The 15386-nt window shown below is 65.6% G+C and carries 11 protein-coding genes and 1 pseudogene; 7 read left to right on the forward strand and 5 right to left on the reverse strand.

All coding sequences use genetic code 11. The annotated features are described in order from the left end of the window. Nucleotides 1-186 (reverse strand): annotated as a pseudogene (gene mtnA / locus HMPREF1023_RS01965) (S-methyl-5-thioribose-1-phosphate isomerase); the annotation flags it as partial. A 214-nt stretch (nucleotides 187-400) separates the two neighbouring features. On the opposite strand from mtnA, the gene HMPREF1023_RS01970 reads away from it, so the two are divergent. The 3 genes from HMPREF1023_RS01970 to HMPREF1023_RS01980 all read left to right on the forward strand — a co-directional run bounded on the left by HMPREF1023_RS01970 (nucleotide 401) and on the right by HMPREF1023_RS01980 (nucleotide 5458). Further along, complete coding sequence (locus HMPREF1023_RS01970) at nucleotides 401-3091, forward strand: cation-translocating P-type ATPase (protein ID WP_009304469.1); 2691 nt, start codon at nucleotides 401-403, stop codon at nucleotides 3089-3091. Between the two features lie 321 nt (nucleotides 3092-3412). Beyond that, a complete protein-coding gene (locus HMPREF1023_RS01975; protein ID WP_009304470.1) occupies nucleotides 3413-4351 on the forward strand; it encodes a MarR family transcriptional regulator in 939 nt (312 codons plus the stop codon). A gap of 156 nt (nucleotides 4352-4507) precedes the next feature. Next, nucleotides 4508-5458, forward strand: coding sequence for a Fic family protein (locus tag HMPREF1023_RS01980; RefSeq protein ID WP_009304471.1), 951 nt, complete (start codon nucleotides 4508-4510; stop codon nucleotides 5456-5458). Nucleotides 5459-5512: 54 nt separating this feature from the next. Here the strand turns inward: HMPREF1023_RS01980 and HMPREF1023_RS01985 are convergent, their stop codons facing one another. From HMPREF1023_RS01985 to HMPREF1023_RS02000, 4 genes are read right to left on the reverse strand one after another with little or no spacing between them, the layout of a single operon-like run. Then, nucleotides 5513-6238, reverse strand: a complete 726-nt coding sequence (locus HMPREF1023_RS01985; RefSeq protein ID WP_009304472.1) for a hypothetical protein — start codon at nucleotides 6236-6238, stop codon at nucleotides 5513-5515. Between the two features lies 1 nt (nucleotide 6239). Next, nucleotides 6240-8099 carry an FAD-binding protein gene (locus HMPREF1023_RS01990; RefSeq protein WP_009304473.1) on the reverse strand — a complete coding sequence of 620 codons (1860 nt, stop codon included), beginning with the start codon at nucleotides 8097-8099 and terminating at the stop codon, nucleotides 6240-6242. Continuing rightward, complete coding sequence (locus HMPREF1023_RS01995; RefSeq protein ID WP_035578295.1) at nucleotides 8096-8593, reverse strand: FMN-binding protein; 498 nt, start codon at nucleotides 8591-8593, stop codon at nucleotides 8096-8098. The genes HMPREF1023_RS01990 and HMPREF1023_RS01995 overlap by 4 nt, the downstream gene beginning before the upstream one ends. A gap of 21 nt (nucleotides 8594-8614) precedes the next feature. After that, entirely contained in the window at nucleotides 8615-9175 is a 561-nt protein-coding gene (locus tag HMPREF1023_RS02000; protein ID WP_009304475.1) for a cytochrome c3 family protein, read from the reverse strand. 403 nt (nucleotides 9176-9578) lie between these two features. On the opposite strand from HMPREF1023_RS02000, the gene HMPREF1023_RS02005 reads away from it, so the two are divergent. From HMPREF1023_RS02005 to HMPREF1023_RS02020, 4 genes are all read left to right on the forward strand, one after another. Then, on the forward strand, nucleotides 9579-10196 hold the full coding sequence (locus HMPREF1023_RS02005; protein ID WP_009304476.1) for a TetR/AcrR family transcriptional regulator: 618 nt from the start codon (nucleotides 9579-9581) through the stop codon (nucleotides 10194-10196). 107 nt (nucleotides 10197-10303) lie between these two features. Continuing rightward, nucleotides 10304-11302, forward strand: coding sequence for a DUF5692 family protein (locus HMPREF1023_RS02010; protein WP_009304477.1), 999 nt, complete (start codon nucleotides 10304-10306; stop codon nucleotides 11300-11302). Nucleotides 11303-11423: 121 nt separating this feature from the next. Then, the gene (locus HMPREF1023_RS02015) at nucleotides 11424-13772 is read left to right on the forward strand and encodes a cation:proton antiporter (RefSeq protein ID WP_009304478.1); all 2349 of its coding nucleotides are present in this window, start codon (nucleotides 11424-11426) and stop codon (nucleotides 13770-13772) included. A 410-nt stretch (nucleotides 13773-14182) separates the two neighbouring features. Next, on the forward strand, nucleotides 14183-15265 hold the full coding sequence (locus HMPREF1023_RS02020) for a response regulator transcription factor (RefSeq protein WP_227100869.1): 1083 nt from the start codon (nucleotides 14183-14185) through the stop codon (nucleotides 15263-15265). Nucleotides 15266-15386 lie beyond the last annotated feature (121 nt).

The following is a 15386-nucleotide window of genomic DNA, read 5'->3' on the forward strand; positions in this document are numbered from 1 at the left end:
GGGCGCGCCGCGCACCGCGAGCGTCTTGATCGCGTCCACCACCGCCCCCCAATCCGCGGTTCGCTCGATCGCGAGCTTGCCGGGCAACAGGCGCTGGTCGACGTAGGCGAGCGTCGCGGCGCCGTCGGCGGCGCGCGCCAGCTCCACGGTGCGCGGGAGACGGTCGAGTCGGAGGTTCGCGGTCACGGGGCTTCCTTTCCTTCGGAGACCACCATTCTAACGGAAAGCGCCCGAGCGCGGCGAGAGGACGTCGCGCCGCGCCGACCGACGGGACGGGGAATGCCCTCCGAACGATCGACCGTCCGATTGGCAACCGGCTCGTGACGGTTCGATCGACGCGAGCCGCGGACGGGTATCGTGGAAGCGAACACCGTCGCAACGACCGCGCAAAGGAAGCTCCATGCCGAACACTCAAGCACCCGTCAAACCGCCCGCATCCCGACCCTGGCAGGCGGAGCCCCTTTCCGACGTCCTCCTCGAGCTCGACTCCTCGCTCGAAGGGCTGAGCGAGCTCGAGGCCGCGCGCCGCCTCGCCGAGACGGGCCCCAACGAGCTGAACGCGAAGCCGCCGCGCACGCTGGCGCAGATGGCGCGCGAGCAGCTGACCGACCCCATGATCCTCATCCTCCTCGTGGCGGCCGTGCTGTCGGCGCTTCTGCAGGAATGGGCCGAAGCCGGCATCATCTTCGCCATCGTGATGGTGAACGCGGTCATCGGCATCGTGCAGGAGCGCAAGGCGCAATCCTCGCTCGAAGCGCTAAGATCGATGAGCGCGCCCGAGGCGCGCGTCGTCCGCGACGGCGTGGAGATGGTGGTGCCCGCGCGCGATCTCGTGCCGGGCGACCTCGTGCAGCTGGGCGACGGCAGCATGGCGCCCGCCGACCTGCGTCTGGTCGAAGCGGCCGGGCTGCGCATGCAGGAAGCCGCGCTCACAGGCGAGTCGGTGCCCGTCGAGAAGGACGCCTCCGCCGTGGTTCTGCCCGGCGCGCCGCTGGGAGACCGGTCGAACATGGCGTTCGCCACCGCCATCGTCACCGCGGGACGCGGGGCGGGCATCGTGGTGGCCACGGGCATGGGAACCGAGGTCGGGCACATCGCCGGCATGCTGGAAGGCGACGAGGAGCTGGACACGCCCATCAAGCGCAAGCTGGCCTCGTTCGGCAAGATCCTCACCATCGTGGGCGTGGCGGCGGCGCTGGCCGTGCTGGCCGTCGGCCTGGCCTACGGCCGCCCGTTCGCCCCCTTGCTGCTGCTGGCCGTGTCGCTGGCCATCTCGGTGATCCCCGAGAGCCTGCCCGCCACCGCCACCATCACCATGGCGCTGGGCGTGCAGCGCATGGCCCGCCACGAGGCGCTCGTGCGCCGCCTGCCGGCCGTCGAGACGCTGGGCGGCGCCACCGTCATCTGCACGGACAAGACGGGCACCCTCACCGAGAACCGCATGAGCGTCGTGCGCGTGTCGCTGGGCCCCGACCTCGACCGCGACGAGGCGCTCGAGCCCGCCGAGGCGCTCGAGGAGCACCCCGACCTGTTCGGCTACCTCGCGTTCGCCGCCGTGCTGTGCAACGACGCCGCGTTCGCGTCCGCCGAGGAGGGCGCGCCGGGGGCGCAGGCGTTCATCGGCGACCCCACCGAGGGCGCGCTGCTGGTGCTGGCGCGCGACAACGGCATCGACCCGACCGCGCTGCGCTCGACCTACCCGCGCCTGGCCGAGCGCCCCTTCGACTCCGACCGCAAGCGCATGTCCACCGTGCACGAGCGCGACGGCGAGATCGTGGCCGCCGTGAAGGGCGCGATCGATTCGCTGCTGCCCCGCTGCGCCTTCATCATGGACGAGAACGGCCCGCGGCCGATGACCGACGAGGATCGCGCCCGCGCGCTGGCCGTGGCGCAACGGCTCTCGGACGAGGCGCTGCGCGTGCTGGCATTCGCCACCCGCGCCCTGCCCGGCGTGCCCGGCGACGAGGAGGACATCGAACGCGATCTCGTGCTCATCGGCCTCGTCGGCATGATGGACCCGCCGCGGCCCGACGTGCGCCAGGCCGTGGAAACCTGCCGCACCGCCGGCGTCCGCACCGTCATGATCACGGGCGACCACGCCTCCACCGCGCGCGCCATCGGCCGCGAGCTGGACATCTTCCGTCCCGGCGACCTCGTGGTCACGGGCGCCGAGCTCGACGAGATGGACGACGCGGCGCTCGACGAGGCGGCCCGCAACACCTCGGTGTTCGCCCGCGTGTCGCCTCTGCACAAGCTGCGCATCGTGCGCGCGCTGCAGCATGCCGGCGAGGTGTGCGCCATGACGGGCGACGGCGTGAACGACGCGCCCGCGCTCAAAGCCGCCGACATCGGCGTGGCCATGGGCATCACGGGCACCGACGTGGCGAAGGACGCCTCCGACATGATCCTCATGGACGACCGCTTCACCACCATCGTCTACGCCGTGCGCGAGGGCCGCCGGGTGTTCCGCAACATCCAGAAGGTGGTCTCCTTCCTCGTGGCCGACAACGTGGCTCAGATCGTGGTGCTGCTCACCGCCGTGGCCTTGAACTGGAACGCGCCGCTCACCGCCGTCATGATCCTGTGGGTGAACCTGGCAACCGCGTCGCTGCCCGCGCTCGCGCTGGGCGTGGAGCCCGCCAGCCGCCACATCATGGAGCATCCGCCCATGCGCGTGAACAACCTGCTGGACGGCCCGCTAGCGCGCCGCGTTATCTTTCAGGGCGTGTTCATCGCGGCGCTCGCGCTGGTCGCCTTCGTGATCGGCCAGAACGCGGGCAGCTACGAGCTGGGCTGCACGATGGCGTTCGGCGTGCTGGGATTCTCCCAGGTGCTGCGCTCCCTGAACCAGCGCTCCGCCACCGACCCCGTCTGGGACCGCGAGGGCGCCCGCAACCGCCAGCTGGGGCTCGCCGCGGCGGCCAGCATCGCGCTCATGCTGGTCGTGCTGCTGGTGCCGCCCTTCATCGACGCGTTCGGCGGCACGACGATGGACCTCGGGCAGTGGGCGCTCGTGGTGGGCTTCGCCCTGCTGTCCGTCGTACAGACCGAGATCGCGAAGGCCATCGGACGCTGGCGCGCGCGCCGCTAAGCGCGCAGTCGCCGGAAAAGGGCATCCTCGCGCGCGAGAGCGCCGCCGTGCACGAACGGCGCATTGCCTACATGCACGCTTTTGACAAGGAAAACGGGGCGAAATGCCCGTACATGCTTGACAAAAGCGTGCATGAGAAGGAAAGGCTTGCTGCTCGGGCGCATGCGCGTTCGTCCCTCGTCGCTGCTTTGCCTTCGGCGACGGCGAAGTGGCGCTCTGATGGGTTTTCCCCGAACCGCTCATGCTCGCGCTACAATATCGTTTCACCGATGAACGAACTGCAGAGCGCGCGAAAAAAGGAAAAAAAGGGGGGGTTTGAGCATGGATGGGATCGAAACCGAGCGCGACCTTTCTCTCGACTCGACGTTCTTCGTCGCGTTCGACCTCACCCATCGCGCGCTCAAAAGCGGGCTGGCGCAGGCCAGCAGCCTCAGCGTGACGCAGTACCGCGTGCTGGTGAAGCTGCTGTCCGCTGGCCCGGACGGCATCGACCAGTCCAGCCTCGGAAAGACGCTCGACCTCAAGCCGAACGTGGTGACGCAGGCCGTGAACGCGCTCGCAGCCGCCGGGTACGCGACGCGCCGGCGCGCCGGCGACGGCGATAGGCGCGTGCGCACCGTGGGCATCACCGACGCCGGAGCAAGCCATGTGGCGCAGGCCAACGACGCGCTCGTCGAGCGCCTCTACGCCCTGTTCCCCACCGAAGACGCTGCCCACCGCACCATCCTCGAAGCCTCCATCGCGGCCGGCGCGAGCATCGAGGCGGCACCGTCCGGCGAGGCCGCCAGCCGTTTCGCCGCTTCGCGCGCGCTCGTGTCGCTCGAGCTGGTGAAACGCGCGATGGAGAGCGCCTTGCAATCCGCGTGCGGAGCATCCCTCAGCGAGTGCCGCGTGCTTCAGCGCCTCGGCGAGGTGGGCGAGCCGCTTCGCATCGGCGACATAGCCGATCAGCTGCAGATGACCCCGGTCGCCGTTGCGCGGGCTGTCGACAGGCTCGTCGAACGGGAATGGGCCGTGAGGCTGGCCAGCCCCCGCGACCGCAAGGCCGTGTTCGCCGCTGCCATGCCCCAGGGCGAACGACAGCAGAGGATCATCGTCCGAACCGTCGCCTTGCTTGCGCGCAAGCACCTTTGGAGCAGGCTCGATCGCCGACAGCGCCATGCTCTCGCGCGCACCTGGCGCATCGTCATCGCCGACGTCCAAGCGCGCAAGGAGGCCGAGCGCAAAGCCGCGCTCGGCCTCCTCCAGCCCATCGACTGACGCGCACGCCGTCTGCGCATGGATCGCCGATGCCAGACTTCCGCATGCAAAAACCTTCTCCGCACCGGAAAAAAGACGAGCAAGACGCTCGCACTTTCTTTTTACCGCCATTGGCGGTAAAATACTGGCGGTAAAATATTCGAGAGGAGGCCTCTGGTGTACGAACCGCCCTTCGACCCCACCGACAAGATTACTGCAACCGCCTTGGATATCGCCGAGATGGTGGGACGGCTCGCACCCGACTCCGCGCTGTCCTCCTCGCCCGTCCTCCATCGCGAGCTGCGTATCAAAACCATACACTCTTCTCTGGCTATCGAGCAGAACACGCTCACAATGGAGCAGGTGACCGATATCATCGACGGCCGGCGCGTCTTCGGTCCGCCCGACGATATCCGGGAGGTCCGGAATGCCAAACGAGCATACGACTTGCTCGGCAACTGGGATCCGCGCAACATGGACGACCTCCTCGAGGCCCACGGCGTCATGATGGAAGGCCTGCGCAAGGACGCGGGAACCTTCCGGACGAAAAACGCAGGAGTATACGACGGGGATCGATTGATCCATGCCGGAACCCCCGCATCCTACGTTCCCGAAGTTATGGCCGACCTGTTCGAATGGCTGGGTTCGACGAAGCTCCACCCGCTTCTCGCTTCGTGCGTATTCCATTACGAGTTCGAATTCATCCACCCGTTCTCCGACGGAAACGGCCGCATCGGAAGGCTCTGGCACACGCTGCTGCTGGCTCGATGGCGCTCCGTGCTCGCCTGGCTGCCGATCGAAAGCATGATCCGGGAGCGCCAAGACGCGTACTACGCCGCATTGAACGAATCGAACGCGACCGGATCCTCGACCGCCTTCGTAGCCTTCATGCTCTCGGCCATCCGCGATGCGATGGAGCCTTTCTGCACGGAAGAGCGTCGAGAGGACGGGCTGAGGAATAGCATCCTGAGCCTCATGGCCGAGAACCCTTCGATCACGGTCTCCGAGATCGCGGAAGCCGTCGGCCTGGCAAGACGCACGACGGAGCGCGCCATAGCTTCGCTCAAGGAAAGCGGGCGCGTCCGGCGCGTCGGAAGCCCACGCGCCGGACACTGGGATATTTCCTAAAAGAAGGCCGCGCTTCCCCCTGTCCGAAAGGAGAAGCGCGACCGGGATTCCATGCTACGCGCGACCCTTCTTCACCAGCGCGCCCATCCCGAACATGATGGCCAGGTTCACGACCACGTCGGCGGCGAACCATGCTCCCACCGTGCCCAGCTGGATGCTGGCCGAGTTGACGGCCGAGAACGTGCCCACGGTGAGAACCATGACCACGAGACCGCAGACGAAAGCCGCGAGCACCAGGTTCCAGCCTGCGCGCTTCTCGTCGCGCGCCCGCGCGAGGCAAGCGCACACCGTCATGGACGCTGCGCCCAGAAGCGTGCCGAGAAACGCCGCGAACCCCACGAGCGCCAGCACGAGCATCGGCAGGGAGGGCAGCTTCGAGCTCATGGACGCCACCTGCACGGCAGAGAGTATCCCGCTCGCCGTGATCAGCAGGCACACGATGGCCGCAAGCGCCGTCGCCCAGCCCCACAGAAACGCAGTCGCCGGCCTGCCCGCGCCCTCGCTGCGGCGCGCGAACAGCAGACCGTGCAGCGCGACGCCCACCGTGGACACGACCATCGCCAGCGATGCTGCGTACATGAACGCCACGAGCGCCGACCCGGTCAGGATGGAGCACACGACGTCGAGGATGGGCACGTCGGCCGCCGAGATGTAGTCGTAGGAAAGCGTTCCGGTCAAGTCCATCACGGCCAGCCCGATGCGCCCCACGATCGCCACCGCGAGCGCGATCAGGAACAGCATCGCATACGGCCGCGCCATGTCCTTCAACTGCTCTTTCATGCTACTCCCCTCCCTTCATCTCGTTGGCGACGGCGTACGTGCCGCACAAGTACCCGCCGCAGAACGCCAGGCTCACGTCGCCCAACAGCGAACCCAGGATAGGGTCGCCGATGTAGCTGTTCTCGCCGCACGCGCCGCCGGCCGTGTGCCAGCCCGCGTACAGGCCGGGGATCACGGTGCCCTTGGTCGAGATCACCTGCATCTCGTCGTTGATCATGAGGCCTGCCTTCGTGCCGTACAGGTTTCCGCCGATGCGGCAGCCGTAGAACGGCGGGTCCTTGATGGCGTGCAGCCACTCGGGAGGCATGGGATACATGAAGTCGTCCTCGCCGCGCTCGCAGCACGCGTTCCACTTCTCCACGGCCTCTACCAGCACGCCGGGGGCGAACCCCAGGTCGCGCTCCAGCTCCTCCAGCGAGTCGCGCTTCTTCAGCACGTCGGCGTCGATGGCGTCCTGCACGCCGTGGTGCCAGTCGCGATAATGCTCGGGCACCTTGTCGATCTGCTCGAGGTCGGGCGTGATCAGCTTGCGGCAATGCTCCTGCGCGAAGCCGGCCAGATGATCCTCGTAGTGCGCGTCGAAGACGATGTAGGAGCGGTGCCCCGGCGGCGTCATCTGGATGGTGGCCAGATCGCCCAGCGCGTAGATGGCGTTCGCGCCGTCCTCGCCCACGCGGCTGTCCATGTAGCGAAGACGGTTGCCGCAGCGGTCGACGGTGAACCACGGCTGGCGCGACAGCTGCGTCATGCCGTCGTAGAGGAAGCGCGCCCACTGGCCGCCCTCGGCCTCCCAATCGACGCCGCCGTCGAAGCTGGCCGAGCTGTTGAAGCCCGACACGTCGGCGTTCACGCCCAAGCCCATGCGGAAGCACTCGCCCGTCTCGCCCGCCGTGAGGTAGCTCGAGGCGCAGCCCATGGCCGCCGTGGGGATGTAGCGCTCCAACAGGGCTTTGTTGTTGCAGAAGCCGCCCGCCGTGAGGATGACGGCGCGTTCGGCGTGGATGTACTTCTCTGCGCCGTAATCCTCGCGCACCACCACGCCCACGATCCTCCCGTCGCCGTCCTGCACGAGCGCCTCCGCCGGGCTTTGGAAGAGGTACTGCACGCCGTGCTTCTGACCAAAGCTGAACATGGCGTCGGTGGCGTCCTTCATCTTGAGCACATGGTGGTCGAGCGTCGAGTTCTTCGGCGCCACGTACACCGGCACCTCGCCCAAGCGCCACCGGACGCCGCAGTCGGCCATCCAGTCGATGCACGTGCCGCCCGCCTCGGCGATGCGGTGGATGAGCAGCGGGTCGCACGCGTAATGGTACTCGTCGATGGCCCAATCGGCCAGCTTGCGCGCGTCGAAGGGGTAGGACGGGAACGCGAAACGCTTCGACTCCTGCAGCTTCGATCCGCCGAGGATGGCGCACATGCCCGCCTCCTGGGCGTTGCCGCCGTGCAGGCCCATAGCCTCGACGCAGATGGTCCGCGCGCCCTGCTCGGCCGCGCGCGCCGCCGCGTTCAAGCCGCCGCCGCCCGCGCCCACCACGCAGATGTCGCACTCGTAATCCCATGTCGCGGGCACCGCGCGCGGAGGGATAGGGCTTGCATCGTCCGCCGGGAACGCCGCGCCGTTGTGCTCGCGATACGTGCCGTCCGACCAAGAGGCGTTGGTGACGGCGCTGTCGGGCACGTCGACGGCCTTCGACCCATCGGCCGCCCAGTCGCCGATCACGCCCTCCGGCACCGCATAGGCCGCGCCCGGCACCGCCGCCGCGGCCGCGGCGGCTCCCACCGTCAAGCCCGCCCTCGTCAAGAAATCGCGGCGAGACAGCGGCGCATGCGCGCCCGTCTGCCCGTGAACCTGCTTCGTCATCGGGATCCCCCCTGTTCCTGCTTCGCGGCGGTGGCTTCTGCCTGCGAGAGCGCGTCCTCCACCGCCTGCCTGACGCCCGCCGTGGTGATGGTGGCGCCGCTGATCGCGTCGATGCCGGCGCCTTGCGCGGCCTCGATCATGGCGGCGAACCTGCCGTCGCGGATGGCCTCGTAGCCTCCGCGGCTCTGGCTCTCGCCCTCCTGCGCGGTTTCCAAACACGAGATGCGGTTGTCCTGCACGAGCAGCTTGACGGTCACGAGGCCCTCCATCCCTTTGCCCGTGCCCGTGTACACGCCGTCGGCGAGCTCGCCTTCGGCCTTCGCGCCCTGATCGGCCTGAACCTCCTGAGCCCACGGATCGTCCAGGCGCATGGCCAGCTGCTCGGCGCTGGCCGCGTCTTTCGACCCCGAACCTTCGAATCCCGCGCCGCAGCCCGTCATGCCCGCCGCCAGCACCGCGGCCCCGCATACGGCCGCTGCCGTCCTCTTCATCATCGCTCCTCCTTTTCGCATGCCCTACCGGGGGCTTTCCCAGCCGTCGGGAACCGCGTAGTCGTGACACGCGTTGCAGTACATATACGACGATCCATGCGCGCCGTGGCAGTTGCTGCAATCGATGGCCTCGCCCTGATGCGACGCATGCGGGTTCACCCCCGCCTCGCCTCCCCAATCCTCGGTGGCGGCCTTCACGTCTTCCCAATCATGGCAGCCGGCCGATGCGCACATCTTCTTGTCGGCCGTCACGCCATGGGTAGTCAGATGCCCCGTCTCGTCAGTGGCGAAATCTCCGCGCACCCACGACAGCCCTTCGGCGACCTGATCGGACAACTTCGCCTCGTGGCACTTCAAACACGTAACGTCGGCGCGCTCGTGGGCGTTCGCCATAAGCGTCGCGTCGCTGAAGTAGCCGTCCACGTAGGCGTCCATCGGATCGTGGCAAACGGCGTTGCAGAAGCTCGGCTGCTCGTGCCAAACCCAGAAACCCGCGCCCGCCGCCACGACGACCGCCGCGATCACGCCGACCACGATAGGCCAGCGCCTTCCTTTCCGCTTTCCGATCCGCTTGCTCTCCTTCATGACCCCTCCTTCTCGGTTTCGCGTCCGCTGCTCCGCGATGCCCTCGGCATCGGATCGCCCGACGCCGCCTCGGCCGAGATGCGGCCCTGCGTCCGCTTGCTCCCTCATTAGTTCATCTGCGTTCTTTTTTCGTTTCACAAATGAACTTAATGACCTGCATGCTAGCATCCTCGCAGGCAAAGAGGAAGCCGCGGTTGACGGCTTCGCGCGTTTCGTCATTGCCGTCGCGGACGCGCGCGCTTCGCCGCTTACGTCCCCCTCTTCGTTGACGAATCCCTGAAACTGTCTATTGACGCTCCGTCAACCAGGGGCGTATGCTGCGCTCATCAGGGGATCGAACGAAACACGCCGCCATGGCGGCGAACCGCAGGATCGTTCAAGCGAACGGGGCAAGGAGGGCGGCATGGCAACCTCGAACGAGAAGGCGCGCAACGCGGCATCGGCCGAGCGTCGAGCCGACATCGTGGCCGCGGCCCGCGAGCTGTACGAGGAGCAGGGGCTCTCGAAAACCTCCGTGCAGGACATCACCAACCGCATGGGCGTGGCGCGCTCGCTGTTCTACCATTACTTCCCTGACAAGGAGGCCGTCACCTCGGCCGTCCTCGACGACTACGTGGCCGACTTCATCGAGGCCACTCATTACTGGAACGCGCAACGGCACCCGGGCGACATCGAAAGCGCCCTTTCCAGCGTCGTAAAGCTCATGCGCCTCGGCGTGTTCGAGCACGACGCGTTCCGCCGCTCGCTGGCCTCGCACGAGAACGCGGCGCTTTACATCGACTTCGTGAACCGCGTGGCCGACCGCGTGGCCACGTACATCGTGGACACCACGGTGCGCGACTACGGCGCGCTGCACGAGATACGCATCGAGCACGTCTACGAGACGTTCTACGTGCTCATCTTGGGCATCGTCGGCTACCTGCGAACGCATCCGGACGTCGACGACGAGGTGCTGAAGGATCTCATCGCCCAAACGCTGCACATGGACCGCGGCGCGAACGGCGCACCCGAAAGCGGATAGAACCTGCGCAGGCGAACCCGCATGCAACGGTATCGATAATCTCATCTGAAGAAACAGCAGGCCGGAAGGCGGCCTGTGCGAAGCGTACCCTGAAGAAGGAGGGTGTCATGTTGTTCCAAGTCTACGGGGAGAACGCCCTGTACCAATGGCTCGGCTGGGCCATCGTGTTCATCGGGTTGATCCTCATCAACGAAGTGGCGCGCCGCACGAAGGCGGGCGGCGTGTTCTGCTTCATCGTGCTGCCCGTCGCGTTGACGGCGTACTTCGTCGCCATTTCCATCGGCGCCGGCATCGGCCAGCAGTGGGCGCTCGACAACCCCACGCACGTGCACATGAACAGCTGGTTCCACTACGCGAAGCTCTACGCGGCCACCATCGGGTGCATCGGCTTCATGGCCATCAAGTACTCGTGGGGCGCTATCGGCAAGGCGCACTGGTTCAAGTGCTTCCCGTTCGTCATCGTGGCCATCAACATCCTCATCGCCGTGGTCAGCGACTTCGAGAGCGCCATCCGCGCCTGGGGCACCACCTGGGTGTCCTCCGAGGGCGTCACGCTGTACGGCGGTTGGCACAACGTGTTCAACGGCGTGGCGGGCATCATCAACATCGCCTGCATGACCGGCTGGTTCGGCATCTACATTTCCAAGAAGCGCCAGGACATGCTGTGGCCGGACATGACCTGGGTGTTCATCATCGCCTACGACCTGTGGAACTTCTGCTACACCTACAACTGCCTGCCCACGCACTCCTGGTACTGCGGCCTGGCCCTGCTGCTGGCCCCCACCGTGGCGGCGTTCTTCTGGAACAAAGGCGGCTGGATCCAGAACCGCGCGTTCACACTGGCCATCTGGTGCATGTTCGCCCAGTGCGTGCCGGCGTTCCAGGACTACAGCGTGTTCAGCGTGCAGTCGGTGAACAACCCGAACGTGAACCTGGCCGTGTCCGTCATCGCGCTTCTGGCCAACATCGCCGCGTTCGCCTACATCATGTACCGCGCCAAGAAGCTCAAGGTGAACCCGTACATGAACGAGGTGTTCGCCGGCACGAAAGACTACGACAAGGCCATGGCGCGCCGCGCCACCCCCGCGGAGCTGGCGGAATCGTAAGAAACCAGAAACCGATCCATGTTTGGGAAGCGGCCCGCAAGGGCCGCTTCTTTTTCGTCCGCCGACGCGTCTCGGCTTGCTACAATGAGGTTTCGACCGTACAGTGCGCGAAGAGGAACCTATGCAGTCCATACCCCAGCTCGTCAACGACCTCGCCTTGCTGCTCGCCGTGGCGGCGGTGGCCACCATCGTCTGCCGGCGTTTCAAACAGCCGCTCGTGCTGGGGTACGTGGTGGCCGGATTCCTCGTGAGCCCCGCTATCGGCTGGATCCCCAACATCGTGGAGACGGCCGACGTGTCCACCTGGTCGCAGATCGGCGTCATCTTCCTCATGTTCGGCCTGGGACTGCAGTTCAGCGTGGTGAAGCTGACCACCGTGGGCCGTCCGGCGCTCGTCACGGCCGTCGTGGAGATGTCGCTCATGATAGCGGCAGGGTTCGCCTGCGGCACGCTGCTTGGCTGGTCGCCGTCAACCAGCCTGTTCCTCGGCGGCATGCTGGCCATCTCGTCGTCCAGCATCATCGTGAAGACGTTCGGCGAGCTGGGCCTGCGCACCAAGGCCTTCGCCCAGCTCGTGTTCGGCGTGCTGGTCATCGAGGACATCGCAGGCGTGTTCCTGCTCGTGGTGCTGTCCACGGTGGCGGTCAGCGCGTCGGTGGACGGCGGTGCGGTGGCCGTGCGTATCGGACGCATGGCGCTGTACCTCGTGGTATGGTTCGCGCTCAGCGTCATCCTCGTGCCGAGCGCCCTCAAGCGCCTGCGTTCCGAGCTCAACGACGAGATCCTGCTCATCGCGTCCATCGCGCTGTGCTTGGGGATGGTGGTTCTGGCCGACGCCATCGGGTTCTCTTCGGCGCTGGGCGCGTTCCTCGCCGGATCCATCCTGGCCGGCACCGTGCAGGCAAAGCGCGTCGACGCGCTGTTCAAGCCCATCAAGGATCTGTTCGGAGCCGTGTTCTTCGTATCGGTGGGCATGCTGGTCACACCCGCGGCCGTGACGGAGAACCTGGGAGCCATCGTCGTCATCGCCTTGGTGGCCATCATCGGACGCTCGCTGTTCTGCGGGTTGGGCGCTCTGTTGTCGGGGGCAACGCTGAAAACCTCGGTGATGAGCGGGCTCAGCCTGGCGCAGATCGGCGAGTTCTCGTTCATCATCGCCGCGCTAGGATCGGCGACGGGCGTGACTCCCGACTTCCTCTACCCCGTCATCGTCACCGTGTCGGTGGCGACGACGCTCGCCTCGCCTCTTCTGGTGAAGAATTCCGAACGCATCTACCACCTCCTCGTGCGCGTCTTGCCCGAAAGCCTGTTCGCACTGCGCCATGAGCATCTGGAGCGCGCGCAGGAAGAGGACGGCGAACCGAACTTATGGGTGGACTACCTCAAACGCTGGACGCTCAAGCTGGGGCTCGTGGTGCTGGCCGGCATCGCATCGGTGGAGGTGCTCATGAACACGGCCCTTCCTTTGCTGTCGGGTTTCGTGCCGGAGGCCGTTCTCAACCCGTTGCTTGCCGCGGTGGGCATCTTCGTGACGGGACTGTTCCTGTCGAACCTGTTCTACACGGGACGAAAGAACGAGTTCGGCGTGCTGTGGATGAAGAGCCGTCGAAACCATGTGCCGTTGGCCGTCCTGATGCTGGCGGGCGGCGCGGCGTCCTGCGGCGTGGTGGCCTACATCGTGCATGCGGCCGGCGCGCGCCAATCGGTGTGGATGTTCGTTCTGGCGGCGACGTGCTCGCTGTTGCTCGCGCGCTCGCGCACGCTGCATTCGTGGTTCCTCAAGCTGGAGACGAGCTTCGTCGGCAACCTCAACGAGTCCATCCTGGCCGAGCGCCTGGCGGAATCCGACGAGGAGGAACGCGCCGGGTGGGTGGAGGAGCGCCTGTACGTGGTGGAGGTCGAAGCGTCGCGCACGCTGCGCCGATTGGGCGCCGAGCGGTCGAGCGACTTCCTGTTCGGCATAGCGCACAACCTGGATCTCATGGCCATCGAGCGCGAGGGCGTGCGCATGGGATCGCAAGCGCTCGCGCGACTGACCAAGGAGGAGCTTGTGCGGCGCATCAACGACCCGGCCGACCCGCTGGGCATACGCGAGGGCGACGTGCTGACGTTCCTCGGCACCGAGAACGAGGTGGACGCCTACCTGCAAACCCTGCTCAAGGAGGACTCCATCGACGAGGCCGATGCCGTCAGCGCATCGTTCGACGAGTACGCGGCCGCGCACCCCGACAAGTTGGATCTCGCATGCGTGTCGCTTTCCGTGGAAGCGGGCTCGCCCTTCGCCGGCAAGACCATCGGCGCCGTCGATTTCAAGGGCTCCTTCGGCTGCCTCGTCGTCGCACACGAGCATGAGAAGCTGCTCAAGATGAAGCCGAGCCGCAACACGCGCCTGTTCCCCGATGACCGCATCTGGCTCGTGGGCGAAACGGCGGCCGCCCAAGCGCTACCGGAAAAAGACGGTGCCGCATGACCGGAGCGCGAAGATCCATGCACTTGGCAGATAGGTACAAGCGAGAAGGATTCGACATGAGCCAGCCATCCGCATTCGAACAAGTTTGTTTCGTAGCCTTTTTCGCAACCTTGCCACTCTACTCCCCGAACATGATATTCAGCCCCGACTTGGCAGGCTTCGACTTGGCCATGCCGTATTTCGTCCACTCCACGTTGGCGAGCGCCATGGTCGCCGGCATGGCAGCCGCGTGCATCGCGCTGTGCGCGAAAGAACCAAGTCGGATAACATTCCTAACTCCTCTTCGAATGACGATCGTCGCGCTTCTCTACCTGACGGGGCTTTTCCTGCTCTTCGCTTCCCTTCTTCTCCCCGGAGTTCCGGTCGAATTGTGCTCCTTGCTCGGAGGAACGCTCTGCGGAACGACGACCTTGCTCCTTTGCATCGCTTGGGGAAGCGTATTCTCCACCCTCACGTTCCGGGAAGCCCTCATTCGCCTGAGCGTCCTGCTGGCCATCTGCGCGCTCATCAATACGGGATTCGTTTACATGGGTCCCGAAACCGGGGTCGCGAGCTTTCTTCTGCTCAGCATTCTCGGACTCGTGCCCCTGCTGATCCGCTCTACGCACGGCGAGTTCGTTCGCCTGCTGAACGTGCAACGCGATGCGAAAAGCCAAGATTCCACCGTGTTCCACTCCTTCTTCTCGGTCGCCCTCGGTCCGTTCGTGGGTTTTTTGCTGTTCGCCTTGACGATGGCGGTACGCAAGATCGCGGTTTTCGGCAACATGTACGCCGAAAGCATCGGCACGATCCTCGCCGTCGTCTCGGTTCTGCCTTTATGGCTTAGGAAGTCGGACAAGCCTCTTTTGCCGTTCGTGTTCCAAATATACCTGCCCATCTTCGCCGCCATATTGTTGTTTCTCAGCAGCTTCCCCACAGGTCATGCGGTGCACAGCATCGGCATGATCGGCATTTACGTGTTCTTCGGCGCTATAGGGGTGCTTGCGCTGGCCTCGTTCTGCGCGATCGCGCACGCGCAAGAGTTCTCGGTGCCTCTGATCTTCGGTAGCTCGATCTCCGCTTTTTGCTTGGTTTCGATCATCGGCTTGCATTTCGGCGATCTTGCGGGCATCAGCGGGAACGAGGAAGCAGTATTGCTTGCGCTTTCCACCCTGTACTTCATCTCGTTGGTTCTGGTGCCCAATATACGCTCGTGGAAAACAATGTACCTCCCTTCGCAGCAGGCGAACAAGCCGAACCTGCTGTCGGACTTGGAAACATGCTGCAATCGGGTTGCCGACAAGGGCGGCCTGTCGAAACGCGAGAGAGAGGTGCTCTTGTTCCTAGGGCGCGGCTACTCCCCCGCCTACGTCGCAAAGAAGATGTTCTTGTCCGACTCCACCGTCCGCTCCCATATCAAGAGCATCTACAAAAAGCTGGACATCCACTCGCGCGAGGACCTTCTGCAGCTTATAGAAAACGAGAACGAGCCGTCTTCGATGACGGATTTCTAAAACCGGAGACTCGTCGCCCAAGCAGCTTCGCTCCGGCGAACCGGCGAACGCCATAAGCGTTTCACCTCGTGTTTTGCGTAATTCCCCAAAAACCGCGATGCTTTCCAGGCGCTTTGCAAGG

The organism is Eggerthella sp. 1_3_56FAA (genome assembly GCF_000185625.1).
Lineage (GTDB): Bacteria > Actinomycetota > Coriobacteriia > Coriobacteriales > Eggerthellaceae > Eggerthella > Eggerthella lenta.